At 66.4% G+C, this 25754-nt stretch carries 25 protein-coding genes; 17 read left to right on the top strand and 8 right to left on the bottom strand.

Annotated elements, in window-relative coordinates; all coding sequences use genetic code 11:
• Positions 1-77 precede the first annotated feature (77 nt).
• Both KV697_RS08000 and KV697_RS07995 read right to left on the bottom strand, forming a co-directional pair.
• Complete coding sequence (locus KV697_RS08000) at positions 78-563, bottom strand: hemerythrin domain-containing protein (protein ID WP_219020834.1); 486 nt, start codon at positions 561-563, stop codon at positions 78-80.
• Between the two features lie 80 nt (positions 564-643).
• Positions 644-1888 (bottom strand): putative DNA modification/repair radical SAM protein, encoded by a 1245-nt coding sequence (locus KV697_RS07995; RefSeq protein WP_219020833.1) that lies wholly within the window; start codon positions 1886-1888, stop codon positions 644-646.
• 106 nt (positions 1889-1994) lie between these two features.
• On the opposite strand from KV697_RS07995, the gene KV697_RS07990 reads away from it, so the two are divergent.
• The 3 genes from KV697_RS07990 to KV697_RS07980 all read left to right on the top strand — a co-directional run bounded on the left by KV697_RS07990 (position 1995) and on the right by KV697_RS07980 (position 3611).
• A complete protein-coding gene (locus KV697_RS07990) occupies positions 1995-2708 on the top strand; it encodes a DUF4163 domain-containing protein (RefSeq protein WP_257575721.1) in 714 nt (237 codons plus the stop codon).
• A gap of 180 nt (positions 2709-2888) precedes the next feature.
• The gene (locus tag KV697_RS20300) at positions 2889-3140 is read left to right on the top strand and encodes a VIT1/CCC1 transporter family protein (RefSeq protein WP_374011399.1); all 252 of its coding nucleotides are present in this window, start codon (positions 2889-2891) and stop codon (positions 3138-3140) included.
• Between the two features lie 123 nt (positions 3141-3263).
• Positions 3264-3611 carry a hypothetical protein gene (locus tag KV697_RS07980; RefSeq protein ID WP_219020832.1) on the top strand — a complete coding sequence of 116 codons (348 nt, stop codon included), beginning with the start codon at positions 3264-3266 and terminating at the stop codon, positions 3609-3611.
• Positions 3612-3694: 83 nt separating this feature from the next.
• Here the strand turns inward: KV697_RS07980 and KV697_RS07975 are convergent, their stop codons facing one another.
• Both KV697_RS07975 and mnmA read right to left on the bottom strand, forming a co-directional pair.
• Complete coding sequence (locus KV697_RS07975; RefSeq protein ID WP_219020831.1) at positions 3695-3967, bottom strand: UvrB/UvrC motif-containing protein; 273 nt, start codon at positions 3965-3967, stop codon at positions 3695-3697.
• A gap of 15 nt (positions 3968-3982) precedes the next feature.
• On the bottom strand, positions 3983-5089 hold the full coding sequence (gene mnmA / locus KV697_RS07970) for a tRNA 2-thiouridine(34) synthase MnmA (RefSeq protein ID WP_374011398.1): 1107 nt from the start codon (positions 5087-5089) through the stop codon (positions 3983-3985).
• Positions 5090-5276: 187 nt separating this feature from the next.
• Here mnmA and KV697_RS07965 point away from each other — a divergent pair, with 187 nt between their 5' ends.
• From KV697_RS07965 to KV697_RS07955, 3 genes are all read left to right on the top strand, one after another.
• Entirely contained in the window at positions 5277-5507 is a 231-nt protein-coding gene (locus KV697_RS07965) for a hypothetical protein (protein WP_219020830.1), read from the top strand.
• Positions 5508-5602: 95 nt separating this feature from the next.
• Positions 5603-5902 (top strand): CtrA inhibitor SciP, encoded by a 300-nt coding sequence (gene sciP, locus KV697_RS07960; RefSeq protein WP_219021300.1) that lies wholly within the window; start codon positions 5603-5605, stop codon positions 5900-5902.
• 147 nt (positions 5903-6049) lie between these two features.
• Positions 6050-6307 (top strand): GlsB/YeaQ/YmgE family stress response membrane protein, encoded by a 258-nt coding sequence (locus KV697_RS07955; protein WP_042483991.1) that lies wholly within the window; start codon positions 6050-6052, stop codon positions 6305-6307.
• Between the two features lie 148 nt (positions 6308-6455).
• Here the strand turns inward: KV697_RS07955 and KV697_RS07950 are convergent, their stop codons facing one another.
• Positions 6456-7205 (bottom strand): SIMPL domain-containing protein, encoded by a 750-nt coding sequence (locus tag KV697_RS07950; RefSeq protein ID WP_219020829.1) that lies wholly within the window; start codon positions 7203-7205, stop codon positions 6456-6458.
• A gap of 206 nt (positions 7206-7411) precedes the next feature.
• Here KV697_RS07950 and KV697_RS07945 point away from each other — a divergent pair, with 206 nt between their 5' ends.
• From KV697_RS07945 to KV697_RS07895, 11 genes are all read left to right on the top strand, one after another.
• Positions 7412-8590, top strand: a complete 1179-nt coding sequence (locus KV697_RS07945) for an efflux RND transporter periplasmic adaptor subunit (protein ID WP_219021299.1) — start codon at positions 7412-7414, stop codon at positions 8588-8590.
• A gap of 1 nt (position 8591) precedes the next feature.
• Positions 8592-11798, top strand: coding sequence for an efflux RND transporter permease subunit (locus tag KV697_RS07940; protein ID WP_219020828.1), 3207 nt, complete (start codon positions 8592-8594; stop codon positions 11796-11798).
• A gap of 266 nt (positions 11799-12064) precedes the next feature.
• A complete protein-coding gene (locus KV697_RS07935) occupies positions 12065-13270 on the top strand; it encodes a DUF445 domain-containing protein (protein ID WP_219020827.1) in 1206 nt (401 codons plus the stop codon).
• A 97-nt stretch (positions 13271-13367) separates the two neighbouring features.
• Positions 13368-14474 (top strand): ABC transporter permease, encoded by a 1107-nt coding sequence (locus tag KV697_RS07930; RefSeq protein ID WP_219020826.1) that lies wholly within the window; start codon positions 13368-13370, stop codon positions 14472-14474.
• Positions 14474-15391 carry an ABC transporter ATP-binding protein gene (locus KV697_RS07925; protein ID WP_219021298.1) on the top strand — a complete coding sequence of 306 codons (918 nt, stop codon included), beginning with the start codon at positions 14474-14476 and terminating at the stop codon, positions 15389-15391. The genes KV697_RS07930 and KV697_RS07925 overlap by 1 nt, the downstream gene beginning before the upstream one ends.
• Entirely contained in the window at positions 15391-16353 is a 963-nt protein-coding gene (locus tag KV697_RS07920) for an MlaD family protein (RefSeq protein ID WP_219020825.1), read from the top strand. Before KV697_RS07925 ends, KV697_RS07920 begins: the two co-directional genes overlap by 1 nt.
• A 20-nt stretch (positions 16354-16373) precedes the next feature.
• On the top strand, positions 16374-16958 hold the full coding sequence (locus tag KV697_RS07915) for an ABC-type transport auxiliary lipoprotein family protein (protein WP_219020824.1): 585 nt from the start codon (positions 16374-16376) through the stop codon (positions 16956-16958).
• A 266-nt stretch (positions 16959-17224) separates the two neighbouring features.
• Entirely contained in the window at positions 17225-18700 is a 1476-nt protein-coding gene (locus KV697_RS07910; RefSeq protein ID WP_219020823.1) for an efflux transporter outer membrane subunit, read from the top strand.
• Positions 18700-20085: an efflux RND transporter periplasmic adaptor subunit gene (locus tag KV697_RS07905; protein ID WP_219020822.1), complete on the top strand. Its 1386-nt coding sequence runs from the start codon at positions 18700-18702 to the stop codon at positions 20083-20085. Before KV697_RS07910 ends, KV697_RS07905 begins: the two co-directional genes overlap by 1 nt.
• Positions 20075-20806 carry an ABC transporter ATP-binding protein gene (locus KV697_RS07900; RefSeq protein ID WP_219020821.1) on the top strand — a complete coding sequence of 244 codons (732 nt, stop codon included), beginning with the start codon at positions 20075-20077 and terminating at the stop codon, positions 20804-20806. Before KV697_RS07905 ends, KV697_RS07900 begins: the two co-directional genes overlap by 11 nt.
• A complete protein-coding gene (locus KV697_RS07895) occupies positions 20806-22011 on the top strand; it encodes an ABC transporter permease (RefSeq protein ID WP_219020820.1) in 1206 nt (401 codons plus the stop codon). Before KV697_RS07900 ends, KV697_RS07895 begins: the two co-directional genes overlap by 1 nt.
• Here KV697_RS07895 and KV697_RS07890 read toward each other — a convergent pair.
• Genes KV697_RS07890 through KV697_RS07880 form a run of 3 tightly spaced genes read right to left on the bottom strand, consistent with a single transcriptional unit; the run spans position 21980 to position 25753 of the window.
• A complete protein-coding gene (locus KV697_RS07890) occupies positions 21980-22603 on the bottom strand; it encodes a nucleotidyltransferase family protein (RefSeq protein ID WP_219020819.1) in 624 nt (207 codons plus the stop codon). The two genes, KV697_RS07895 and KV697_RS07890, sit on opposite strands and share 32 nt — an antisense overlap.
• Positions 22590-23513, bottom strand: coding sequence for an XdhC family protein (locus tag KV697_RS07885; protein ID WP_219020818.1), 924 nt, complete (start codon positions 23511-23513; stop codon positions 22590-22592). Before KV697_RS07885 ends, KV697_RS07890 begins: the two co-directional genes overlap by 14 nt.
• Positions 23513-25753: a xanthine dehydrogenase family protein molybdopterin-binding subunit gene (locus KV697_RS07880; protein WP_219020817.1), complete on the bottom strand. Its 2241-nt coding sequence runs from the start codon at positions 25751-25753 to the stop codon at positions 23513-23515. Before KV697_RS07880 ends, KV697_RS07885 begins: the two co-directional genes overlap by 1 nt.
• Position 25754 lies beyond the last annotated feature (1 nt).

Raw genomic sequence — 25754 nt, 5'->3', positions numbered from 1 at the left:
TCGCGACCGGTTACACCCCTCCGTCAGGCCTTCGGCCTGCCACCTCCCCTGTAAGGGGAGGAATGTAGCGCTCAAAATCAATCGCGCTCGTCCGCACCGGGCGGGTTGGCCTTGGCTTCCTTCGCTTCGATGGGTTTGCGCTCTTCGTAAATCTCCGCCAGCTTCTGCTCGGTGGCGTCGTCGAGTTCCTTCTCGGCGGCGGGGAACATCTCTTCCTCTTCCTCGTCGATATGATGCTCGTAGCGATGGCGCATATGGAAGAATTTGGACTCCCACTCGTCCGACGCGAAGTCGAGGTCCATCATTTCGCCCAATAGATCGTCGATCTCCTTATGCTCGGACACCGAGTGGCGCGCATCGTCGCGCAGCTCGGGCTCGCCCAGCATGGTGGCGTAGAGCGACTCTTCCTCGGCGGCGGCATGGCTTTGAATCTCGATACGGAACGCTTCGAACAGCTTCTTGCGCTTGGCGCCGTCGCCCTTCAGCTCGGCGAGTTCCTTCAGCATCTCGCGCTGCTTGTCGTGGTCGCGCTTCAGATCGGCATAGATTTCGGCGGTGGCCATGATCGTCTCCTTCGCATGGCCCAACGGCGCAAGATGACGCGCGTTTCACCCGCGAATCACTCTCATGGAATCAAGTGTACTCAGCCGAACAGCTCAAGCTGCTTGGCGCTAGGCTTGATCAACGGTTTCAGGTCCGCCCGCTCGGCCAGCGCCACCGGGCGCCAGTCCTCCGCGATCAGGAAGGGGCGCAGCTTGGTGATCGAGACGGTCAGCCGCCCGACATCCTCCAGCCTCAGCTTGCGCCATTTGCGGGTGGCGATGATCCGGTCCACCGCCTTCACGCCCAGGCCGGGAACGCGCAACAGCATTTCACGCGGGGCGCGGTTCACATCGACCGGAAAATTCTGGCGGAATTTCAAAGCCCAGGCGAGCTTGGGATCGATGTCGAGCGGCAGCATCCCCGTCGCTTCGTCCGCGGCCGCCGCCACTTCATTGGGGCGATAGTCGTAGAAGCGCATCAGCCAGTCGGACTGATACAGCCGATGCTCGCGCATCAGCGGTGGCCGTTGCAGCGGCAGCACGGCCGAGGCGTCGGGGATCGGGCTGAACGCCGAATAATAGACGCGACGCAGGCGGAAGCGGTCGTACAGGGTTGCGGCACGACCGACGATATCGCGGTCGGTCGCGGCATCCGCGCCGACGATCATCTGGGTCGACTGGCCGGCGGGCGCGAAGCCGGGCGCGGACTTGTACTTCTTCGCCGCATCGGTGCGATCCTCGATCGCGGTCTTCACATCAGCCATCGCGCCTTCGATCCGGCCCGCATCCTTTTCGGGCGCGAGGCGGCGGAGACCGCCCTCCGTGGGTAGCTCGACATTGATCGACACGCGGTCGGCATGCACCCCGGCCAGCCGCACCAGCTCGGGATCGGCATCGGGGATCGTCTTCAGATGGATATAGCCGCGAAAGCCATGATCCTCGCGCAGGGACCGCGCGACCTCGACGATCTGCTCCATCGTATAGTTGGACGACTTGATGATGCCCGAAGAAAGGAACAGCCCCTCGATATAATTGCGCCGATAGAAGGCCAGCGTCAGGTTCACCACCTCCTGCGCGGTGAAGCGCGCGCGGCGGACGTTCGAGGACTTGCGATTGATGCAGTAATGGCAGTCGAAGATGCAGCTGTTGGTCAGCAGGATCTTCAACAGCGAGATACAGCGGCCATCGGGTGCATAGGCGTGGCAGATTCCCATGCCCTCGGTCGAGCCGATCCCCTTGCCGTCGCGGCTGTTACGTTTCGACGTGCCCGACGACGCGCAGGAAGCGTCATATTTGGCGGCATCCGCCAGGATCGCCAGCTTCTCACGGGTATCGAGTTGCGCCATGTGTTCGATATATGTTCGCATCGACGGTCGGGCAAGCGGAACTCCGCCAGTCATCGTCCGTACAGCCCGTCTGATCCAGATTGGCGGCGTCGAGGGGAGACGGATGATGTGTAAGGTGATGATCGCACTGGCTTTGCTCGGTGCTGCCGGTCCGGCGATGGCGCAGGTCGTGACGCGCGAGGCGAAGACTGCCGACTATGAATTCAGCTACGCCTATCCCGCCGCCGCTGGGCGCATCGCGGGACTGAAGTCATGGCTCGATGCCGAGCGCGGACGCATCCAGGCGAAGACCGCGCACGACGGTGCCGCCGCACGTCGCGATGCCCGGCAATCGGGCTTTCCCTATAACCGCTATTCCTTCGACAAGACATGGAAGGTCGTCACCGACACGCCGCGCTTCCTGAGCCTGTCGGGTAACAGCTATAACTTCACCGGCGGCGCGCACGGCTCGCCTGCTTCCTATGGGCTGGTATGGGACAAGGCGGCGGGGCGGCGGCTGGACCCCAAGGCGGTGTTCACGTCGCTGCCCGCGCTCCAGACGGCGATCCGCACCGACTATTGCGCCAGGCTCAAGGCCGAGCAGTTGAAGCGCAATCAGGGCGAGGTATCGTCGATGAACGCCTGTCCGCCGGTCAAGGACCTGACATTGCTGCTCGGTTCGACCAATGGCCGCGCGATCGACCGGATCGGGCTGATCGCCGATCCCTATGTCGCGGGCTCCTACGCCGAGGGGGCGTATGAGGTGACGCTGCCGGTAACGCGGGCGGTCATCGGGGCGGTGAAGCTGGAATATCGCGGGGCGTTCGCGGTGCGGGGGTGAGGGGTTTCATCGCGACTGCCACCTGATCGGCCACACGGGCTGGCTGCGCGCGGCAGTGCAGGGCGCCAATGACGGTCTGTTGTCGACCGCGAACCTGGTGGTCGGCGTCACAGCCAGCGGCGCGGATCGTCCGGCATCCTGATCGCCGGACTGGCAGGGTTGGTCGCGGGTGCCTTTTCGATGGCGGCGGGCGAACATATTGCGGTCCGTTCGCAGACTGATCTGGAGGTGGCGGACGTGGCACACGAACGCGACGAACTCACCGCCGATCCGGTCGCCGACGAAGCGGAACTGACCGCCATCTGTCACACGCACGGGCGGGGCGAGCAAGCGGCGCGGCGGTGTACGTATGTGGATATGGGGCGCGCTCGCCAAGGTGGCGGTGATCGGATACTTGGCGGGGACGGTGCTGTAGGACAAACGATGTGCTAGTACGCCGGATATCGTCGGCAATTTAAATAATTGATAATAGAGGTTTGTTTTAAGCAGGTTCTCTATTGTCGTTTCGAAGGTGTTTCGTCATACTGCGAGTAGTTGATTTGCTGGGGAAGCTATATGCGCCAAGTCATTATAATGTCACTGTGTTTGGTAGCATTTGGCCTGGCCGGTTGTAACCGCGACGAAAAAGTCTTGGCTTCAACGAGCGTTACAAGCCGGAGGCTGACGGTGTCGGGTCCGGTAGACGGCGTTCGCCGTTTCGCCAAGCTCCAGCAATCGCGTACGCCGGCGCTGCCCGTATCGCCGATCACTGATGGAAAGGGCGACAAGGCACACGCCGTTGTCTTGCTGCCGGCCAATTATACGGGACAGGATTTGATCCATACGGCGCGAGAGGCATTGGCCGCCGATTTGGACTATGAATATGCCGAGCTGCGCGCCACAAATGTGGTGCGTAAATCCTGAAACGGCCTTTGATCGGGAATATCGGCGCGAGCATGTGCCGATGTTTTCGGTGTTCGGGTAGTAGTTATGGCTGATGGGAAGCCCTAACCCTGCCGCCGCCCACGCCCCTTGGTCATCGGATCGGGCTTCTTCGGCGGCACCCAGCCTTCGGGGCGTTCGGGGCGCGACTGGCTGGTGCCCAGGCCCATGGCGCCCGGTTGCTGGCGGGTCAGGCCGCTGGTGTCGACGCCCGCGTCCTCCGCGCCGCCGCGCATCAGGTTGATGCGGTCGCGTAAAGCCCGCGCCTCCTCGAAGTCGAGGCGTTCGGCGGCGGCTTCCATCTGGCGGCGCAGCTCTTCGATGGTCAGGGCGGTCATGCCCGGATCAACGCCTCAGGCGGCGATGCGTGCCGCCTCGGTCTCGGCGATCCAGCCGCCGCCCAGCACCCGGTCGCCGTCATAGAGCACCGCCGCCTGGCCGGGCGACACGCCATATTCGGGCGCATCGAAGACCAGCCGGTCGCCGACCATGCGGGCAGGCACCGGCTTGGCCATCGAGCGCACCTTGGCGAAGAGCGGGCCGTCCAGCGGGCCGAGGATGTTCATGCCCGTCAGCCGCGCCGCCTCCACCGCCAGTGCGATGCGCGGGCCGACGACGACGCGTTTGGTGTCTGGCTCCAGCCGCACGACATAGAGCGGCTCCGGGCTGCCGCCGATCTCCAGCCCGCGCCGCTGACCGACCGTATAATGGATCAGGCCGCGATGCTCGCCGAGCTTCTCGCCCGACAGATCGACGATATCGCCGCGCGTATCCGCTTCCGGACGCAATTTTTTGACGAGGCCCGCATAGTCGCCATCGGGGACGAAGCAGATGTCCTGGCTGTCGGGCTTGGCCGCAACGCCCAGACCCAGTTCGGCCGCGATCTCGCGCACCCGCGACTTCGGCAGCGCGCCGAGCGGGAAGCGGAGGAAGTCGAGCTGGCCCTGCGTGGTGGCGAACAGGAAATAGCTCTGGTCGCGTGCCGGATCGGCACCGCGATGCAGCTCCGCGCCGTTCATGCCCTCGACCCGACGGACATAATGGCCCGTCGCCAGACAGTCGGCGCCCAGGTCGCGCGCGAGCTTAAGCAAATCGGTGAATTTCGGCCCCATATTGCACTGGACGCAGGGGATTGGGGTGCGTCCGGCCAGATATTCATCGGCGAAGCGATCGACCACCTGCGTCCGGAAACTGTCCTCATGGTCGAAGACGTAATGCGCGATGCCGAGGCGATCGCACACGGCGCGCGCGTCGCGGATGTCGCGGCCCGCGCAGCACGCGCCCGCGCGGCCCACCGCCTCGCCATGGTCATAGAGTTGCAGGGTGACGCCGATCGTCTCGGCCCCCGTGGCATGGGCAAGCGCGGCCACGACCGAGCTGTCGACGCCGCCCGACATCGCGACCACGATCCGCTTGGCTCGGGGATCGCCCCCAAGCTGAAAATCCACCATCTGCTCCATGCCGACCTCCATACGCCTTTCGCGGGCGTCTTGCAAAAAGGCGGAAATTGCCGTGTCTTCGTCGGCGCATGAGAGGCGGAAAGCCGCATGGCTCGGTTAAAAAAGCCAGAATGCTTTCCGGCCTTTACCCGGCTTTCATATCCCGCCGATAAGAAGGTCGCTCACCCACCGGGATTGGACCGCGCTTTTGGATCTGAGTTTCAACCGTTTCGATCGGGATACCGAACTGACGGTGCTGCCGCCGGACCTGGCCGTGCTGATGGTCGGTGCGACCGCGCGGCAGGCGGCCAGTCCGACCGCGGTGGTTCAGGCCGGTTTTGCCCGTGTCTCGCCCGATCCGATGCTGTTCGCCCCGCTGGACGGGGCGTTCAACGGGCCGATGGCGCGGGCGCTGATGGCGTGGAGCAGGAATGAATGATCCGTTAACCTTTCGATTTTAGGCGATGTTCAAGGGCACATGGTAGAGCGGCCCTACAGACGACATGGGGTAGGGAGCCCCGACGAGGTTTGATGATGATCGAGAACCAGAAGATCCGCCCTGCCAAGGTAATCGGGCCGCTCGGCGAACCGCTGACGCTCGAAACCCTGCCGCCGCCCAGCACGACGCGCTGGGTCGTCCGTCGCAAGGCGGAGGTGGTTGCGGCCGTCAATGGCGGGCTGCTTTCGGTCGACGAGGTCTGCCTGCGCTATGGCCTGACCGTGGAGGAATTCGCGGGGTGGCAGCGTGCGATCGACCGTTCGGGGATGCCGGGCCTGCGCGTCACCCGCATCCAGCATTATCGCTCGCTCTACGAGCGCCAGCAGAAATACTGAGGCCCCATAGCCCTTCGTATAAAAACGATCGCATTGTTGACATTCTGAAAACGCTTCGTCGAATTGCCGGTACGGTCACGGAACAATAGCCACATTCGCACGTCTTTTCCCCGTGTCCCGCTCGCGGGCCCAACGGAGGGAAAGACAATGGGTATTATCCTGTGGCTTATCGTCGGTGGTGTCATTGGCTGGCTGGCCAGCATCATCATGCGTACCGATGCCCAGCAGGGCATCTTCCTGAACATCGTCGTCGGTGTCGTCGGCGCGTTCATCGGCGGCCTGATCTTCGCAGGCGGTTCGATCAACAATGCCGGTCTGACGCTGACCTCGTTCCTCGTTTCGCTGCTGGGCGCTGTCGTCCTCCTCGCGATCGTGAACCTGGTTCGTCGCGGTCGGGTGCGTTAATCGACGCACTTGCTCGTTGAGACGAAAGGGCCGTCCGGGATGACCGGGCGGCCCTTTTTCGTGCGTTCGTGTTTCGGGTATGGTGTGGGCGTCGTCGTCCCGCCGAAAAAGCCGCCCCCATGTCGATCGGCGATGGGGGCGGTGACGTTCAGTTCAGCAGGAAACGGACCGAGACGTTGACGGTCACGTCGCGCTCGCCCGGCGCAATGCTGGTCTTTTCCATCGCGTCGGAGCGCATCGCCTGCACGCGGAGCATCATCGGTGGCTGGGGGCCACCCGCATCCGCGCCATTCTCGGTGATCGACACGATCCGCGCGACCCGCAAACCCGCCGCCTTGGCATAAAGCTCGGCCCGCGCCCGTGCGCGCTGGATCGCGTCGGTGCGCGCTTCGTCCAGCGCGGCATCGGGCTTGTCGATGGAGAGGTTGGGGCCGTCGATCTGGTTGGCCCCCTGTGCGACCAGCGCGTCGAGCACGCTGCCCGACTTAGCGACATCGCGGAAACGGACACTGATCGTGTTGGTCGCCTGATAGCCGGTGATCGCCGGCGGGACATTCTCGCCATAGCGATATTGCGGCTGGAGCTGCACGGTCGCGGTCTGGATGTCGCGGTCGGCGATCCCGGCGCGCTTCACGGCGGCGAGCACCCGCGCCATGCGCTGCGCATTGTCCGACAGCGCGGCGGCAGCGGTCGCGCCCTGGCTGACCACGCCCGCCCGAATCGTCGCCAGGTCGGGCACGCGCGTCGTGCGCCCCTCGGCCGACACGTCCAGCACCGCCCCGGCGGCGGGCACCAGCGGCTCAACCGTGGTGGCGGGCGCGGTCTGGGCGAACGCCGTCACCGGCGCCAGTGCGGCGGGGGCCAGTGCGGCCATGAGCAGTATCTTGTTCATCGACATCTCCCTTTGTGATGATGGGGCAAGGCTTTGAAGCCTCGCGGCAAAACGGATCATGAACGCATCGCAACGATCTTGGAGCCGCCGCAATTCCCGCTTAACAAAAGACACTTGAGCGGTGTGCTATATTTCTATAACACAGCGGCGATGGGCGCATCCTGCATGGCAATGTGCGCACGATGGATGCGGTTCGGGGATCGATGACGAACATGAATTACGAGACGGGGGCGATCGGTGGCGGCCAGCAGGTAAAGCTGGAGGGGCCGGTGTCCGCACCGCGCAGGCGCTGGGTCTGGATCGTCGCGGCGGTAGTCGTGCTGGTGCTGGCGGGCTGGTTGCTGTTCGCGCCCAAGAAGCACGAGGCGGCCGCGGGGGCGGGCGCGGGAACGCAGGTGCCCAACATCACCGTCGTCGTCCCCGGCCAGCAGGCGGTCAGCCGCGTGATCTCGGCCACCGGCACGCTGGCCGCACGCCGTGAAATGCCTGTCGGCGTCGCGGGCGAGGGGGGTATGATCACCCGCGTCCTGGTAGAGCCGGGCCAGTGGGTCCGCGCCGGACAGGTGCTGGCGACGGTCGACCGCTCGGTCCAGACCCAGACCGCCTCGGCACTCGACGCGCAGATCGCGGTCGCCCGGTCCGACCAACAGATCGCGCAGGCCGAACTCGACCGTGCGCAGCAGCTCGTCGATCGCGGCTTCATTTCCAAGGCGGACCTCCAGCGTCGTGCCGCGACCCGCGACGCCGCCGCCGCCCGCGTCCGTCAGGCACAGGCATCCTATAAGGAAGCGCTCGCGCGCAACGGCCGTCTCGACATCCGCGCGCCCGCCGAGGGTCTGATCCTGACCCGCGCCGCCGAGCCAGGCCAGATCGTCAGCTCGGGCTCGGGTGTGCTTTTCCGCATGGCGATGGGCGGGCAGATGGAGCTGCGCGCGCAGCTGGCCGAAGCCGATCTGGTCGGCCTGTCGGTCGGCGCGCCCGCGACCGTGACCCCGGTCGGCGGCGACAAGAGCTTCAAGGGCGAAGTATGGCAGGTCTCGCCCGTCATCGACCCGCAGACGCGTCAGGGTGTCGCGCGCGTCGCTTTGTCCTATGACCCGGCGCTGCGTCCCGGCGGTTTCGCCGCGGCGACGATCCGCGGCGGTGCGGGCCATGCCCCGGTCCTGCCGGACTCGGCGATCCAGAGCGACGACAAGGGCAGTTTCGTGTATATCGTCGGAGCCGACAACAAGGTCGCGCGCCGTGACGTCAAGATCGGTCAGGTGTCGGACGATGGCGTGACCATCGCCTCGGGTCTGAAGGGTGACGAGCGGGTGGTGCGGTCGGCGGGTGGCTTCCTGGCGGCCGGGCAGCTGGTCCGCCCGATCCTTGGCGGCCAGGAGGCCAAGTAACATGAGTTTCCGCAACATCTCGGCATGGGCGATCCGGAACCCCGTTCCACCGATCGTCCTGTTCGTCGCGCTGACGCTGGCGGGGATCGTCAGCTTCATGCGGATGGACGTCAACAACGACCCCGATATCGATTTCCCGATCGTCGTCGTCGTCGTCAGCCAGCCGGGTGCGGCACCGACCGAGCTGGAGACGCAGGTCACCCAGCGGGTCGAGGCGGCGCTCAGGAACCTCCAGGGCGTCGACCAGATCACCTCGACCGTGACCGAGGGGCAGTCGCAGACGCTGGTCCAGCTCGACATCGGCACGCCGATCGACCGCGCGGTCAGCGATGCGCGCGATGCGATCACCCAGATCCGCTCGATGCTGCCCGACGGCATTCTCGAGCCGCAGGTGATCCGCGTCGACTCGACCGACAACGACCTCGCCAGCTATTCGGCGGTCGCGTCCAACATGACGCCCGAACAGCTCAGCTGGTATATCGACAACAACGTCACCAAGGAGCTGTTGTCGGTTCCCGGCCTGTCCAAGGTCATCCGCAACGGCGGCGTGACGCGCGAAATCCGCGTCATCCTCGATCCGCTGAAGCTCCAGGCGCAGGGGCTGACCGCCAGCGAGGTCAACGCGCAGCTGCGCATGACCAACCTGAACGCCGCCGGTGGCCGCGCCGAGATTGCAGGCACCGAACAGGCGGTCCGCGTGCTGGGCAATGCGCGCAACGCCTATGATCTGGGCCAGACCCAGATCAACGTGCGCGGTGGCCGTACCGTGCGGCTGGCCGACATCGCCACCGTCCGCGACCTCTATGCCGAGCAACGCTCGCAGGCGGCGGTCGACGGGCGGCAGGTCATCAGCTTCGACTTCCAGCGCGCCAAGGGTGCGTCGGACGTCAGCGTCTATAATGGCGCGGTCGAGAAGCTGAAGGCGCTGGAAAAGCGCAACCCGGAGGTCAAGTTCGTCCTCCGCTCGAACAGCGTGAAATATACCGAGGCGCAATATGAAAGCGCCATCCACGCGATGATCGAGGGCGCGGTGCTGGCCGTCATCGTCGTCTTCCTGTTTTTGCGCGACTGGCGGGCGACCGTCATCTCGGCGCTGGCCATCCCGCTGTCGGCGATCCCGGCCTTCTGGTTCATGGACCTGCTGGGCTTCACGCTGAACCAGATGACGCTGCTCGCGCTCAGCCTGGTGGCGGGTGTGCTGGTCGACGATGCGATCGTGGAGATCGAGAATATCGTGCGCCACATGCGCATGGGCAAATCCGCCTATCAGGCGTCGATCGACGCGGCGGACGAGATCGGTCTGGCGGTGCTGGCGACGACCATGGCGATCGTCGCAGTGTTCCTGCCCGTCGCGCTGATGCCCGGCGTACCGGGTCAGTATTTCAAGAATTTCGGCCTGACCGTCGTCGTCTCGGTCCTGATGAGCCTGGCGGTGGCGCGCATGATCACGCCGATGATCGCGGCCTATTTCCTGAAGTCGGCCGGTCACGCCAGCCACGGCGAAGGCAAGTTGATGGACGCCTATATGGCGACGCTGCGCTGGTCGCTGCGCTATGACCGGCCGACCGACGGCTTGCGGCGCAGGGGCATCCGGCGCGTGCTTGGTCGGTTCCGCGACCATCGCCTGTGGGTCATCGGCATCGGCGTCGGCGCCTTCATGCTGACCATCGCGATGTTCGCCATCATCCCCAAGACCTTCCAGCCGCCGCAGGACAATGACCGGGCGGTCGCCAAGATCGACATGGTTCCTGGCACCACTCTGGCCCAGACCGATGCGGTGGTGAAGAAGGTGGCGGCGTTCCTGAGCAAGCAGCCCGACGTGGAGTCGGTCTATGCCCGCACCAATGTCGGCAATGGCCGCGTGGTTGCGACGTTGAAGGAGGATCGCTCGATGAAGAGCACCGACTTCGAACGTTCGCTGGCGCCCGAACTGGCCGCGATCCCCGATGCGCGCGTGTCGTTCCAGTCGCAATTCGGCTGGGGCTCGAGCGGGCGCGATCTGACCATCACGCTGGGCGGCGACGATCCTGCGGTGCTGCGCGATACGGCGAACAAGATCGTCGAGCAGATGGGGACCATCCCCGGCCTCGTCGCGCCGCGCATCGTCGGCAATGTCGACCGGCCGGAAATCGTCATTCGCCCACGCCTCGACCTCGCGGCCAATCTGGGCGTGACGACGCAGGCGCTGTCGAGCGCGATCCGTATCGCGACGCTGGGCGATATCGACCAGAATTCGGCCCGCTTCTCGCTGTCCGATCGTCAGGTGCCGATCCGCGTCGCGCTGGACCAGAATGCTCGCGCGCGCCTGTCGACTATCCAGAACCTGCCGGTGCAGACCCAGACCGGCGGCTCGGTGCCCTTGAGCGTCGTCGCCGATATCGGCCTGGGCGCAGGGCCGACCCAGATCGACCGCGTGAACCAGCGGCGTCAGGTGACGGTCGGCGCGGATCTCGCCAAGGGCCTGATCAGCGGCGACGCGATGAAGAAGGTCCACGACCTGCCGATCATGAAGAACATGCCCATGGGGGTCGGCGAGATGGTGTTGGGCCAAGCCAAGATGCAGGCGGAGATGATGGCCAACTTCTTCACCGCCATCATCTCGGCGGTGTTCCTGGTCTTCGCGGTGCTGGTGCTGCTCTATCGCCGCTTCCTGCCGCCCTTCGTCAACATGGCCTCCCTGTTGCTCGCACCGCTGGGCGGGTTGCTGGCGCTGTATTTCAGCGGCAATCCGCTGTCGCTGCCGGTCTATATCGGGTTGCTGATGCTGCTCGGCATCGTCGCCAAGAACTCGATCCTGCTGATCGACTTCGCACTGGAGGAGATCGCCAAGGGCGTGCCGATCCATGAGGCGGTGCTGGATGCGGGCCACAAGCGCGCCCAGCCGATCGTGATGACCACGGTCGCGATGGTCGCGGGCATGATCCCGACCGCGCTGTCGCTGGGCGGTGACGGATCGTGGCGCAGCCCGATGGGCGTGACGGTGATCGGCGGCCTCGCTTTGTCGACGGTGCTGACCCTGCTGATCGTCCCGGCCGCGTTCAGCCTGGCGGTGGGTGTCGAGCGCTGGATCGGCCCGCGCCTGGGCCGACGCCTGTTGACCTACAAGCCCGGCGACGAGCTGGGCAGCGGGCCGGTGATCGAGGGGCCAACGGGTGGCCCCGCGCTGCCGCCCGCGACGGGCAAGCTGGGCTACGACCCGGCGGAGTGAAATGATCCTCCCCGGTACGGGGAGGGGAACCATGCGCAGCATGGTGGAGGGGGATCGCCACAAAGGACACCCTGCGTGGAAGCCCCCCTCCGTCAGGCCTTCGGCCTGCCACCTCCCCGTGCCGGGGAGGATTGCCTTGGCCCCGCTTTCGTTACGCTCGGGAAAGATTCCTCTTGAACAAAGCCGCCCTTCGCGAATTGTCGTAGGTGATGGAACTCGCAATGCGATCGGGGGGTAGCCAGACCGTTCCAGCCGCCCTGCGGAAGATGCGGGTCGTGGCCACGGGGCTGTTGGTCGGCATGGCGGCGCTGTATCTGGTGTCGCGCGCCCTGCAGCCGGTGCATCCCGCTTGGGGCTATGTCCGCGCTTTTGCCGAGGCGGCGATGGTCGGCGGGCTGGCCGATTGGTTTGCCGTCACCGCGCTGTTCCGCCATCCGCTTGGCCTGCCGATCCCGCACACCGCGATCGTGCCGCGCAACAAGGACCGGATCGGCGACACGCTCGCCAATTTCCTGCGAACCAATTTCTTGATCCCGCGCGTCGTAGCACGCCGCATGGTGCGGCTCGACGTCGCGGGCGCGGCCGGGCGCTGGCTGGCGCAGCCGCCGCAGGAGGGCGGGCGCATCCGGCGCGGGGCGTCGCGCCTGTTTGCCGAGATGCTGACCGCCTTCGACCCGCAGCGGCTGGGCGGCATGGTCAAGGCGGGGATCGGGTCGCGACTGCGCGCCACCGAAGTCGCGCCGATCCTGGGCCAGTTGCTGAAGGCCAGCATCGCCGAGGGGCGGCATCTGCCCTTGCTCGATTCCGTGCTGCGCTGGGCCGCGTCGGCGCTCGACGCCAACGAAGCGATCGTGCGCGCCATGGTGCATGAGCGGGCGGGCGCAATCCTACGCTGGACGGGGCTGGACGAGACGCTGGCCGACAAGCTGATCGACGGGCTGCACAAGTTGCTCCATGACGTTGCCGAGGATCGCGACCATCCGCTGCGCCAGAAAATCGAGGAGGGCCTCGATCGCCTCGCCTGGGACCTGCAATATGATCCCGACATGCGCGCCAAGGTGGAGGCGATGAAGGCCGAGTTGATCGCCAATCCGGCGATGCAGCGCTGGCTCGACGGCTTGTGGGAGCAGGCGCGCGAGGCCTTGCTGCGCATGGCGCGCGATCCGCAGGCGGTAACGGCCGGGCGGCTGGGCGATGCGATACGTCAGCTGGGCCAGACGTTGCAGGACAATCCCCGGCTGGCGGCGACGATCAACCGCTTCGTCCGCCGCGCGATCGCGGGCATCGCGGCGGACTATGGCGACGGCATCGTCCAGCTGGTGTCGGAGACGGTGCGCGGCTGGGATGCCGACACCGTCACTTCGCGGCTGGAAAATGCGGTCGGCCGCGACCTGCAATATATCCGCATCAACGGGACATTGGTGGGCGGCAGCGTCGGCCTGATCCTGCATCTGCTGGATCGCCTGCTATGAAAACGTCACGCGCTCGTATAATTAAAGCCGCCGGTCGATTCGTCGCGGGAACGAAGCGCCTTGTCGATGCCCCCGCTTTCCCGCAAAGAGGCAGTTGATGAACGCCAAGGCCGATTATCAACATGACCCGGCCGACGGAGGAGCCTTGCGTTTCACCGGCAGCCTGTCGCTGGCGACGTTGGGCAACCTCCCCGAGCGGCTGGATCGCGAGGATGCGGCGGTGCGCCGGGTCGACCTGTCGCAGGTGGACCGGATCGATACGGTCGGTGCCTGGCTGATCCACCGCTTCGCCGCGCGCAACGATGCCGCCATCGACGGTCTGGACGACGACCAGCGCCATCTGTTCACCAAGGTGACCGAGGCAGATCAGCCGGTCGCGATGCGCCCCAAGCCGATCAGCCCCTTCGCGCGCGTGGCGGGCGAGGTCGGCGATGCGGTGGTCGCTGCCTTCCAGACGCTGTACGGTCTGCTCGGCTTCATGGGCGCGACGGTGCTCGCCGGGCTGGCGGTGATCCGCCATCCGCGCCGCTTCCGCTTCAATGCGGTGGTGCATGAGTTCGAGACGGTCGGCGTCTCGGCGCTGGCGATCATTGGCCTGATGAGCTTCCTGATCGGCATCGTCATCGCGCAGCAGGGCGCGGTGCAGCTTCGCCAGTTCGGCGCGGAGGTGTTCACCATCAACCTGGTCGGCCGCCTGACCCTGCGCGAACTCGGCGTGCTGATGACCGCGATCATGGTCGCCGGGCGTTCCGGCTCGGCCTTTGCCGCGCAGCTCGGCACGATGAAGCTCACGGAAGAAATCGACGCGATGCGCGTCATCGGCGTGTCGCCGATGGAGGCGCTGGTCGTGCCGCGCACCATCGCGGCGGTCACGCTGATGCCGCTGCTCGGTTTCTATTCGTCGTTGATCGCGATGATCGGCGGCTGTTTCCTGGCGGCGGTGTCGCTGGGCATTCCGCCCGTCACCTTCATCGCGCGCATCCGCGAAGTGGTGCCGATCACCGACCTCTATGTCGGCCTGATCAAGGCCCCGGTGTTCGGCGCGATCATCGCGATCGCGGGCTGTTTCCAGGGCATGCAGGTCAAGTCGGATGCCGAGCAGGTCGGCCTGCGCACCACCGCCGCGGTGGTGCAGGCGATCTTCCTGGTGATCGTGCTCGACGCCTTTTTCGCGGTCTTCTTCACCTGGATCGGATGGGATTGATGGCCGAGCAGGACGAACATCTGATCCAGGTCCGGGGCCTGCGCAACAGCTTCGGCGAGCAGGTCATCCATGATGGCCTCGATCTCGACGTGCGCAAGGGCGAAATCCTGGGCGTGGTCGGCGGGTCGGGCACCGGCAAGTCGGTGCTGATGCGCACGATCATCGGCCTCCAGACTCCCGATGCGGGCGAGATCACCGTGTTCGGCGAGCCGACCATCGGCCGCGAGGCGACCGAGGCGGTTGACGTGCGCAAGCGCTGGGGCGTGCTGTTCCAGGGCGGCGCGCTGTTCTCGACACTGACCGTGGCCGAAAATGTCGCGGTGCCGCTTCGCGAGTTCTACCGCGACCTGCCCCCGGCGCTGATGGACGAGATGGCGTCCTACAAGGTCGTGATGACTGGCCTGCCCGCCGACGCCGGGCCGAAATATCCGGCCGAGCTGTCGGGCGGTATGAAGAAGCGGGCAGGGCTGGCGCGTGCGCTGGCGCTCGACCCCGAACTCTTGTTTCTCGACGAGCCGACGGCGGGTCTCGACCCGATCGGCGCGGCGGCGTTCGACCAGCTGATCGCGTCGCTCCAGAAGACGCTGGGGCTGACCGTCTTCCTCATCACCCATGATCTCGATACGCTCTACGCGATCTGCGACCGGGTGGCGGTGCTGGCCGACAAGAAGGTGATCGCCGTCGGTACGATCGACGAGCTGATCGCGCTCGACCATCCGTGGATCGAGGAATATTTCAAGGGGCCGCGCGGCCGTGCCGCCGTTGCCGCCAAGGACGAGGTGGCGGACATCCGCCCCCGTTCGGCCGAGGCCGACGCCGCGCGCCACCCCACCGAAGTCGACGCCCATGCCACGGGACAGCGGTCCCAGGGTAATGCGGCCGATGCCCATGCGAGAGGCGAAGCAGGGACACGCTGATGGAAACCCGTTCGAACCACGTCCTTGTCGGCTCTGTCGTGCTGATCCTGCTCGCAGTGCTGGCCATCTTCACCGTCTGGATCGCCCGTTTGGGCGGCACGTCGGAGAAGGAATATGACATTTTCTTCCGCCAGTCGGTGGACGGCCTGGCTAAGGGGTCGGCGGTCACCTATTCGGGCGTGCCCTCGGGCCAGGTGAAGGAAATCGCGCTGTGGCGTCCCGATCCGCAATTCGTGCGGGTCCGCGTCTCGGTCAACGAACAGACGCCGATCCTGCAGGGTACGACCGCGTCGATTTCGGCCAGCTTCACCGGCACCAGCACCATCTCGCTGGACGGTGCCCGCAAGGGGGCGCCGCCGATCACCTGCCCGGTGCCGGAGAACAAGACCGTCTGCCCGTACGGCGTGCCGGTCATCCCGACCAAGCAGGGTGGTATCGGCGCGATCCTGAACTCCGCGCCGCAGCTGCTGGAGCGGCTGTCGACGCTGACCGAGCGGCTGACCGGCCTGTTGTCGGATCGCAACCAGGCGTCGATCGCGGGCATTTTGGACAACACCAACCGCCTGACCGATGCGCTCGCCGATCGCGGGCCGGAGATCGCCGCGACGCTGGCCCAGACCCGCGTGGCGATCCAGCAGGCGGGTGACGCGGCGCAGTCCATCGGCCAGCTGGCGGCGACCACCAACGGCATATTGGCCGAGGATGTGAAGCCAACCATCGCCAATCTGAACCGCACCATCGCCTCGGCACAGAAGAGCGCCGACACGCTGAACGCCGCGATCGGCGATGCGCGGCCGGGCCTGCAGACCTTCTCGAAGCAGACCGTGCCGGAGGTGGATCGTCTGGTGAAGGACCTGCGGGTCATGACCCAGTCGCTGTCGGCGGTCGCCGAAAAGGTCGACCAGCAGGGCGCAGGGTCGCTGATCGGGCAGCAGAAGCTGCCGGACTATAAGGGCAAGTGAGGATGCCGATGAGGACCGTCATGAAGACTCCGCTGATCGTGATGCTCGCATCGCTTCCGCTCGCCGGCTGCATCAGCTTCGGCGCCAAGCCGCCGCCCTCGCTGCTGACGCTCCAGGCGCAGTCGGCACCGAGCGTGGGGCAGACGCAGGATTCCGGGCCGGCCAAGTCGATCACCATCCAGGTGCCGTCCTCGCCGCAGGAACTGGCGACCGCGCGCGTGCCGGTGCAGGAGAATGCGACCAGCATCGCCTATGTGAAGGATGCGCAATGGGCCGAGCCGCCTTCGCGGTTGTTCGCGCGGCTGATGGCCGACACGTTGACCGCAAGGGTCGGCCGCGTCGTCCTGTCGTCGCGCGATTCAGTCGGCGATCCGGGTGCGCGGCTAGGTGGTGAGCTGCGCCAGTTCGGCATGGACGCGACCCGGCGTGATGCGGTGGTAGTGTATGACGCCACGCTGCAACGCGACGGCCAGACCAATATCGAAAAGCGCCGCTTCGAGGCGCGGGTGCCGGTCGGCAAGATCGACGCGACGAGCGTCGGTCCGGCGCTGAACCAAGCGGCGAACCAAGTCGCCCAGCAGGTTGCCGACTGGGTGGGGCGGTAAGCGTCAATCCTCCCCGCTTGCGGGGAGGGGGACCAGCGAAGCTGGTGGAGGGGGATTGCCGCAAGGGATGACCTTTATGGAAGCCCCCCTCCGTCAGGGCTTGCGCCCTGCCACCTCCCCGTGCCGGGGAGGATTTTTGGGTCGAAGCGGAACTTTCGCCCTCCCGAAACGTGTGCTGCCGGATGACGGAAATATGCCGCATCCGTCACAATTTGCGACAGAAACACACTGGACGGGGCCGTAACGGCACGGCACGTTCCCGCCCCATGAAGCCTCGCACTCGCGTCCTTCTTCTGGCCCTGACGGCTCTGTCCGCCTGTACGGTCGGTCCCGATTATCGTCCCGCCGCTCCGCAGGCGCTGGGGGTGCCCGACGCTTGGTCGGTGCCCGCCGCCACGGCGCAGGCGCAGGACCTGAGCCATTGGTGGCGGTCGTTCGACGATCCGCTGCTCGCCGAGCTTGTCGAACAGGCGGTGGTCGCCAATACCGATGTGGTTCAGGCGATCGCCCGGCTGCGGCAGGCGCGCGAAAGCTTGATCCAGAGCCGCGCCTCGCTGCTTCCCAATGTCTCGGGTTCGACCGGCTATCAGCGCAACGAGAATTTGCGCGGCGGCGGGCGCAGCTTCACGCTGCCCGACGGCACCGTCGTCGATACCGGCGGGGGCGGCAGCAACAGCTTCACCGTGGGCCTGTCGGCCAGCTATCAGGTCGGCCTGTTCGGCGAAGTCCGCCGCACGGTCGAGGCCACGCGCGCGACCTATGAGGGCGCGGGGTTCAGCTATGCCGCGACGCTGCTGACCGTCGAGAGCGAGCTGGCGCGCAACTATATGCTGGCGCGCGCCTATCAGGCGCAGCTCGCCAATGCGCGGGCTAGCCTGACGCTGCAGGACGACAATCTGGAGATTGCGGGTTTCCGGGTACAGGCGGGCCTTGTCTCCTCGCTCGACGCCGAACAGGCGCGCAGCCAGCGGGCGCAGACCGCTGCGACCATTCCGTCGATTGAACAGCAATATAATGCCGCCGTGTCGCGGCTGGGCGTGCTGACCGGCCAGGCGCCCGGCGCGGTCAAGGCGCGACTGGCGGTGGTCAAGCCGATCCCGACCGGCCCCGCTATAATCGGCACCGGCATTCCCGCCGACATATTGCGCCGTCGCCCCGATGTCCGCGCGGCCGAGCGTAACCTCGCCGCCGCGACCGCGCGGATCGGGGTGGCGCAGGCCGCGCTCTATCCTGCGCTGGCCATTTCCGGGAATATCAACACGGCGGCGACCAGCATCGGATCGTTGGGCGATGCGATCACCGGCAGCCTGTTCGCCGGGCTGACCCAGGCGATCTTCAACGGCGGACGGCTGCGCAGCCAGGTTCGTAATGCGCAGGCGCTCGCCGACCAGAGCTACGCCGCCTATCAGGGCACGGTCCTGCTGGCGCTGGAGGATGTCGAGAACGCCATCGTCGCGCTCAACACCGCGCGAGAGCGCGAGCGGCAATTCGCCATCCAGCTCGACGCCGCGCGCAACTCGGCGATCCTGGCGCGCAGCCAATATCGTTCGGGCCTCACCGATTTCACCACCCTGTCGCAACAGGAGGCCGCGTTCCTGAACGCGCAGAACGGGCTGGTTCAGGCCCGCTCCGACGCCGCGACCGCGCAAGTCGCGCTGTTCGCCGCGCTGGGCGGCGGATGGGACGACACGACCACCCCCGAAGCGCCGCCGCGCCTCGCCACAACCCCGGACAACCGCTGATGGCCGACCAGACTCTCGACGATTTCCTGGGCGTGAAGCCACAGCCGCGCTGGCGCAAATGGGTGCAGTGGGGCGTGGTGATCGTCGGCGTCGTGCTGCTCGCGCTGCTGCTCAAAAGCTGTTTCGGCGGATCGAAGGAGGCGGGCTTCGCAACCGCCCCGGTCACGCGCGGCGACCTGACCGTGACCGTCTCGGCCACCGGCAAGCTGGCGCCGACCAACCAGGTGACGGTCGGCTCGCAGCTGTCGGGTCTGGTGACGAAGGTCGTGGTCGATGTGAACGACCGGGTGAAGGCGGGCGAGGCACTGGCGCTGATCGATCCCGAACAGATCGACGACCAGATCCGTGCCGCGCAGGCGACGCTCGCCGCCAATGTCGCGCAGGTGGCGCAGGCACGCGCCACCGTGTCGGAATCCCAGGCGCAACTCGCGCGACTGGAACAGGTCTATAAGCTGTCGAACGGCCGCGTACCCTCGGCCACCGAACTCCAGGCGGGGCGTGCCGATGCCCAGCGCGCCGTCGCGGCGCTGCGCGTGGCGGAGGCCAATGTCACCGCCGCCCGCGCCCAGCTGGCCCAGTCGCAGACCCAGCGTCAGCGCGCGATCATCCGCTCGCCGGTATCGGGCGTGGTGCTGGCGCGGCAGGTCGATCCAGGCCAGACGGTCGCGGCGTCGTTCAACACGCCGACGCTGTTCGTCATCGCCGAAGACCTGACCAAGATGAAGCTGGAGGTCGCGATCGACGAGGCCGATGTCGGCGAGGTGAAGGTGGGGCAAAAGGCCGATTTCACCGTCGACGCCTTTCCGGGGCGGACCTTCCCGGCGACGATCACCCGCGTCGACCTGGGATCGAACCTGACGGTCAGCGCGGCGACCTCGTCCACCTCGTCGACGGCCAGCGCCACCTCTACCACGGGGCAGGTGGTCAGCTATGCCGCCGATCTGACGGTGGCCAACCCCGATTTGCAATTGCGCCCCGGCATGACCGCGACCGCCGATATCGTGACCTCGGACAAGAAGAACGTTCTGCTGATCCCCAATGCTGCGCTGCGCTTCAAGCCGTCGGACGGCGCGGGGCAGGGCGGTGGCGGCATCGCCGGATCGCTGACCTTCCGTCCGCGCCGCGACCGCGCCGCGCGTACCGCGACCGTTCAGCGCGGCGCCACGCAGACCGTCTATGTCCGCGGGAACGACGGCAAGCCCCAGCCGATCCAGATCGTCACCGGCGACACCAACGGCTCGATGACCGAGGTGCTGTCTGGCGGCCTGAAGCCCGACATGCAGGTCATCACCGGCCAGCTGGCGGGTGGCGAGAGCGCGGCTCCGCGTGGCGGTGGCCAGCGGCGTCAGGGCGGCGGCCAGCAGGGTGGCGGTGGTGGCCGCTGACGCCCCGCTCATCCAGCTTCGCGGCGTTACCAAGACCTATGGGATGGGCGCGACCCAGTTCCAGGCGCTGAAGGGGGTCGACCTGGACATTGCGGCGGGCGATTTCGTCGCGGTGATGGGGCCTTCGGGCTCTGGCAAGTCGACCACGATGAACATATTGGGCTGTCTCGACGTGCCGAGCGGCGGCAATTTCCTGTTCCGCGGCCATCATGTCGAGACGCTGGACCGCGATCAGCGGGCGATGCTGCGGCGGCGTTATCTGGGCTTCGTGTTCCAGGGGTTCAATCTGCTTTCGCGCACCACCGCGCTGGAGAATGTCGAGCTGCCCTTGCTCTATCGCGGCGAGGACAAGAAGACCCGCCGCGACCTGGGCATGGCGGCGCTGGAGAAGGTCGGCCTCGACAAATGGTGGGACCATACCCCCGCCGAGCTGTCGGGCGGCCAGCAGCAGCGCGTGGCGATCGCGCGCGCCATCGTCACCAGTCCCGATGTCCTTCTGGCGGACGAGCCGACCGGCAATCTCGATTCCGAACGCTCGGTGGAGATCATGGAATTGCTGACCGGCCTTAATCGGGACAGCAACATCACCGTGCTGATGGTTACGCATGAGCCCGACATGGCGGCCTTCGCGCGCACCGTCATCCACTTCAAGGACGGGCTGGTCGATCGGATCGAGGCACAGCACCGGCCGGGCGTCGTGCCGGAAATGGACGTGATCTGATGTTCGGCACGACGCTTATCCTCGCTATCCGCTCGATCCGGCGGCATGTGCTGCGCTCGTTCCTGACGACTTTGGGCATCATCATCGGCGTCGGCGCGGTCGTGACCATGGTGACGCTGGGCAAGGCCACGACGGCGGCCGTGCAACAGTCGATCTCGTCGCTGGGCACCAACATCCTGCAGGTCCGCCCCGGTCAGGGCTTCGGGCGCGGCGGCGGCGGCCCGCGCCCGCCCGACTTCAAGCCTGAGGATGTCGACGCGATCGCCGACCAGATCGCCGGTGTCACGGCGGTAGCGCCGCAGGCGCAGACGACCGCGACCGCCATCTATGAGGGCGCCAACTGGTCGACGACGGTGACCGGCACGACGCTGGCCTATTTCACCGTTCAGCCCTGGCCGCTGGCCTCCGGGCGATACTGGACCGGCGCGGAGCAGGCGGCGGGCAAGGCGGTGTGCATCATCGGCAATACCGTGCGACAGAACCTGTTCCGCAACACCGATGCGGTCGGCAAGCGCTTCCGCATCGGGGCGATCAGCTGCGACGTGATCGGCGTGCTGACCACTCGCGGGCAGGGGGGCTTCGGCGATCAGGACGACGTGGTGCTGATGCCGATCAAGGCGGTGCAGCGCCGCTTCACCGGCAGCCGCGACATCCGCCTAATGCTGGTCGGTGTCGATCAGGCCTATTCGACCTCGGCGGTGCAATCGTCGCTCACCGATCTGCTCCGCGAACGGCGCAACATCAGCGGCGGCAAGGACGACGACTTCAACATCTTCGACACCAAGCAGATTAGCGATACGCTGACCAGCACGACGACGATGCTCACCCGGATCGTCGCGGCGGTGGCGGCGATCAGCCTGGTGGTGGGCGGCATCGGGATCATGAACATCATGCTGGTATCCGTCACCGAGCGGACGCGCGAGATCGGCATCCGCCTGGCGATCGGCGCGGTCGCGCGCGAGGTGCTGATGCAGTTTCTGGTCGAGGCGGTGGTGCTGTCCTGCCTGGGCGGGATCATCGGCCTGATCCTGGCGCAGGCGATCATCGCGCTGCTGGTGCCCGTCATGCAGGTGCCGTGGACCTTCGACCTTCAGATCAACGTCATCGCCTTTGCCATCTCGGCGGTGATCGGGGTGGTCTTCGGCTATTTCCCGGCGCGGCGGGCGGCGGCGCTCAATCCGATTGACGCGCTACGGCACGAGTGATCGTCCGCTCGGGCGCGTGGACGAGCTGCCGCAGCTTTTCCAGATCCTCGGGCGTGTCGATGTCGATCAGCTCGGCAGGCGCGGTCACGACATGCCGCCCGCCCGCGACCAGCTTGCGGCCGCCCTCGTCGCCCTCCAGCTTCAGCAGCGCCTCGAACCGGCCTGATCCGAAGACACCTGGCGGCGTGGGATGCTCGCCATTGCTCGATACTACCACTGAATCCGGGCCCTCGAACGCGTCGAACAACCGATAGATGTGCGCCGCCGTCACGCGTGGCATATCGGCCAGCGCGATCAGAATCGCCTGGGGCGACGTCTTCATCGCCTCACGCACGCCCAGATGCAGCGAGTGGGACATGCCCTGGGCGATGTTGGCATTGTGGATGACGCGATAGCCGCGCGAGCCGAAGTCGAGCTGGCACCCGTCCGTCACCACGATCCGGTCGGCAAAGGGGATGCTTTCCAGGGCGGTGGTGACGTGGAAGCCCACCGGCTTGCCGAGAAACTCGGCCTCCAGCTTGTTCTCCATCCCGAAGCGGCTCGACTGTCCCGCCGCCAGCAGGACCAGGACCACATTGTCAGCGTCGATCATGAAAGGCTCCTATCATCGCCGCCGCGATCGACAGCGCGATCTCGGAGGGGCCGATCGCACCGATGTCGAGGCCGACAGGGCCATCGATCCGGTCGATCGCCTGGAGAGAAACGCCCATCGCCGCCAGACGCTCCCGCCGCGCGGCATGGCTGCGCCGACTGCCCAGCGCGCCGACATAGGCGGTGTCGCTGGCGAGCGCGGCGACCAGCGCGGGATCGTCGATTTTTGTGTCGTGGCTCAGCGTCACCACGGCGGTCGCGGGGCCGGGCGCATAGGCGGCTACCGCCTCGTCGGGCCAGCGATCGTCGAGCGTGACGCCGGGAAAGCGTTCCTCGGTCAGGAAGCGGGCGCGCGGGTCGATGACGACCGTTGCGATGCCGAGCGTCTGGGCGAGTTGCGTGAGGCTCTGCGCGATCTGCACCGCGCCGACGATCAGCAGCCGGCGCGGCGGGTCGTAGCGGTTGGCGAAGACCTCCCCCGTCTCGATCGGGCGCAGGTCCGAATGGCCGCTGGTCAGGTCGGTGGTGACGGTCAGCGCCTGGCCCCGCTCGCGCGCCTCGGCGATCCGGTCGAAGAGTTCGGGGTCGAAGCCGTCCGCCGACACCGGCTGCACCATCACCGCGATCTCGCCGCCGCAGGGCAGGCCGACTTCCCAGGCCGAAGCATCCGCCACGCCGTAGCGCTTCACCTGGAACGGCGCGCCCGCGATGACTTCGGCGGCGGTGTGGAGGATGTCGTTCTCGACGCAGCCGCCCGACACCGATCCTTCGAACCGGCCATCGGCATGGACCAGCATATGGCTGCCGCGCGGGCGTGGTGCCGACCCCCAGGTCGACACCACCGTCGCGATCGCCATCGGCTCGCCCCGCCATTCCCTTGCGGCGGCGAGGACGCTGTCATGGTCGCTCATCAAAGCGCCGGAAGATGATCGAGCAGCTTGTCGAGCGTCACCGGCATATCGCGCACCCGCACGCCGGTGGCGTTGTAGATGGCGTTGACCACCGCCGGGGCCGCGCCCGAGATGCCCAGCTCGCCGATCCCCTTGGCGTGGATCGGATTGGCATGGATGTCCCGTTCGTCGAGGAAATGGACTTCCAGTTGGGGCACGTCGGCGTTCACCGGCACATGATATTCGGCGAGGTCATGATTCACCAGCTTGCCGGTGCGCGGGTCGTGGATCAGCTCCTCGGTCAGCGCGGTGCCGATGCCGAAGGTCATGCCGCCCAAACACTGTGAGCGCGCGGTCTTGGCGTTAAGGACCCGCCCCGCCGCGAACACGCCCAGCATCCGCCGGACGCGCACCTCGCCGGTGACGACGTTCACCCCGACCTCGGCGAAATGCGCGCCGTAGCTGGCCTGATTGAACTGCTTTTCCTGCTGGCCCGGCTTGATCTCGCCGATGGCGGACAGGCCGTCCTTGCCGACCAGTTCGGCCAGCGGCACCGAGCGGTTGTCGCCGATCGCCATGCCGTCCTTGAGCGTCAGCTCCTCGGCCTTCACACCCATCGCCTTGGCCAGCTTCTCGCGCACCCGTTCCGCCGCAAGATACACCGCCGAACCAGCCGACGCCGCACCCCAGGACCCGCCCGAACCGGCGGCAGGGGGATCGTTGGTGTCGCCCAGCGACATGGTCACCTTCTCGACCGGCAGGCCCAATATCTCGGCGGCGATCTGCGCCATGATCGTATAGCTGCCCGTGCCGATATCGGTCATCGCGGAGGATACCGTCGCACTGCCGTCCGGGTGCAGTTCGACCTTGGCGGCGGACTGTTGCAACTGGTTCGAGCGGCACGCGGCGGCAACGCCCATGCCGATCAGCCAGTCGCCCTCGCGCCGCTGGCCCGGTGCCTGGCGCTGGTCCCAGCCGAAATGCTTCGCACCTTCCTCCAGCGAGCGGGTCAGGTTGCGCGAGGAATAGGGGACCTTCAATTCCGGGTCCTGCTGGGGGTCGTTGACCTTGCGCAGGGCGATGGGGTCCATGCCGATCGCCTCGGCCAGCTCGTCCATGGCGCATTCCATGCCGACCATGCCGACCGCTTCGCCCGGCGCGCGCATCGAGCCCGACAGCGTCCAGTTCAGCCGGACCACGTCATGATTGATCCGCCGATTCTCACCGCCATAGAGGAAGTGGGTGCCGATCCCGACGGGCTCGAAGAAATCCTCGTCGGGCAGGTTGGAGGTGATGGACTCATGGCCTAGCGCGACGATGCGACCACCCGCCTCGGCACCCAGCCGCATCCGCTGTTCGGTATTGGAGCGGCGGACGGTGGCGTCGAACACCTGCTGGCGCAGCATCACGGCCTTGACCGGGCGGCCCAGCTGCTTGGCGGCGATGGCAGCGGCGACGCTCTCGGGCGCGATGCCCAGCTTCGACCCGAAGCCGCCGCCGATATAGCGCGAGATGATCCGCACCTTGGACTGCGACACGCCCAGCGCCTTGGCCAGTTGCTGCGCGTCGGAGGTCGGCATCTGGTACGCGCCGTAGAGCGTCAGCGCGCCGTCTTCCCAGACCGCGATCGAGGCATGGGGCTCCATCGCCGCCGAGTTCTGGCTGGGCGTGGTATAGGTCACATCGACCTTGACGGGCGCATTCTCGAACGCCTTGTCGAAATCGCCCTGGTCGTAATAGCCCTTGATGAGGCCGTCGGGGGCAGGCTCAGCCTTGTCCTTGTTCGCCTCATAATCGAACGCGCCGTCGTCGAGCGGTTCGTAATCGACCTTGAGCTGCTTCGCGGCGTCGCGCGCCATCTCGAAGCTCTCGGCGACGACGATCGCGATGATCTCGCCGAAATAGTCGATGGTGCGCACCCCTTGCGTCGGTGCGCTCGTCTCGCCGCCCTGCTGCGAATTGCGGATGAAGGTGGCGTAGTCGGTGATGACGTCGATGACGCCGGGCATGGCCTTCATCGCATCGGCGTCGATCGCCTTGATTTTGGCATGGCCAAGGCCTGCGCTGACCAGCACGCCGTGCGCGACATTCTCGATGGCGTATTCGGCCGCATAGGTGGCGGTGCCCGTCACCTTTTTCGGGCCGTCCACGCGGTCGAGCGGTTTGGAAATCACCCCCTGCACTCCGGTGTCGAGCAGGCTGTCGGGATGCGGCTGATTCATGGTCAGCGCGTTCGTGTCGTCCTTGCCGAATCCGAACATG

The organism is Sphingomonas sanguinis (assembly GCF_019297835.1).
Taxonomy (GTDB): Bacteria; Pseudomonadota; Alphaproteobacteria; order Sphingomonadales; family Sphingomonadaceae; genus Sphingomonas; species Sphingomonas sanguinis_D.
Note: the sequence above shows the minus strand (reverse complement) of the source record. Positions and strands in the feature narration are given on the sequence as shown.

Excerpts from the sequence above, each read along its gene's own strand:
- KV697_RS08000 (WP_219020834.1), bottom strand. The coding sequence starts at position 563 with ATGGCCACCGCCGAAATCTATGCCGATCTGAAGCGCGACCACGACAAG.
- KV697_RS07995 (WP_219020833.1), bottom strand. The coding sequence starts at position 1,888 with ATGGCGCAACTCGATACCCGTGAGAAGCTGGCGATCCTGGCGGATGCC.
- KV697_RS07990 (WP_257575721.1), top strand. The coding sequence starts at position 1,995 with ATGTGTAAGGTGATGATCGCACTGGCTTTGCTCGGTGCTGCCGGTCCG.
- KV697_RS20300 (WP_374011399.1), top strand. The coding sequence starts at position 2,889 with ATGGCGGCGGGCGAACATATTGCGGTCCGTTCGCAGACTGATCTGGAG.
- KV697_RS07980 (WP_219020832.1), top strand. The coding sequence starts at position 3,264 with ATGCGCCAAGTCATTATAATGTCACTGTGTTTGGTAGCATTTGGCCTG.
- KV697_RS07975 (WP_219020831.1), bottom strand. The coding sequence starts at position 3,967 with ATGACCGCCCTGACCATCGAAGAGCTGCGCCGCCAGATGGAAGCCGCC.
- mnmA (WP_374011398.1), bottom strand. The coding sequence starts at position 5,089 with ATGGAGCAGATGGTGGATTTTCAGCTTGGGGGCGATCCCCGAGCCAAG.
- sciP (WP_219021300.1), top strand. The coding sequence starts at position 5,603 with ATGATCGAGAACCAGAAGATCCGCCCTGCCAAGGTAATCGGGCCGCTC.
- KV697_RS07955 (WP_042483991.1), top strand. The coding sequence starts at position 6,050 with ATGGGTATTATCCTGTGGCTTATCGTCGGTGGTGTCATTGGCTGGCTG.
- KV697_RS07950 (WP_219020829.1), bottom strand. The coding sequence starts at position 7,205 with ATGTCGATGAACAAGATACTGCTCATGGCCGCACTGGCCCCCGCCGCA.
- KV697_RS07945 (WP_219021299.1), top strand. The coding sequence starts at position 7,412 with ATGAATTACGAGACGGGGGCGATCGGTGGCGGCCAGCAGGTAAAGCTG.
- KV697_RS07940 (WP_219020828.1), top strand. The coding sequence starts at position 8,592 with ATGAGTTTCCGCAACATCTCGGCATGGGCGATCCGGAACCCCGTTCCA.
- KV697_RS07935 (WP_219020827.1), top strand. The coding sequence starts at position 12,065 with ATGCGGGTCGTGGCCACGGGGCTGTTGGTCGGCATGGCGGCGCTGTAT.
- KV697_RS07930 (WP_219020826.1), top strand. The coding sequence starts at position 13,368 with ATGAACGCCAAGGCCGATTATCAACATGACCCGGCCGACGGAGGAGCC.
- KV697_RS07925 (WP_219021298.1), top strand. The coding sequence starts at position 14,474 with ATGGCCGAGCAGGACGAACATCTGATCCAGGTCCGGGGCCTGCGCAAC.
- KV697_RS07920 (WP_219020825.1), top strand. The coding sequence starts at position 15,391 with ATGGAAACCCGTTCGAACCACGTCCTTGTCGGCTCTGTCGTGCTGATC.
- KV697_RS07915 (WP_219020824.1), top strand. The coding sequence starts at position 16,374 with ATGAAGACTCCGCTGATCGTGATGCTCGCATCGCTTCCGCTCGCCGGC.
- KV697_RS07910 (WP_219020823.1), top strand. The coding sequence starts at position 17,225 with ATGAAGCCTCGCACTCGCGTCCTTCTTCTGGCCCTGACGGCTCTGTCC.
- KV697_RS07905 (WP_219020822.1), top strand. The coding sequence starts at position 18,700 with ATGGCCGACCAGACTCTCGACGATTTCCTGGGCGTGAAGCCACAGCCG.
- KV697_RS07895 (WP_219020820.1), top strand. The coding sequence starts at position 20,806 with ATGTTCGGCACGACGCTTATCCTCGCTATCCGCTCGATCCGGCGGCAT.
- KV697_RS07890 (WP_219020819.1), bottom strand. The coding sequence starts at position 22,603 with ATGATCGACGCTGACAATGTGGTCCTGGTCCTGCTGGCGGCGGGACAG.
- KV697_RS07885 (WP_219020818.1), bottom strand. The coding sequence starts at position 23,513 with ATGAGCGACCATGACAGCGTCCTCGCCGCCGCAAGGGAATGGCGGGGC.
- KV697_RS07880 (WP_219020817.1), bottom strand. The coding sequence starts at position 25,753 with ATGTTCGGATTCGGCAAGGACGACACGAACGCGCTGACCATGAATCAG.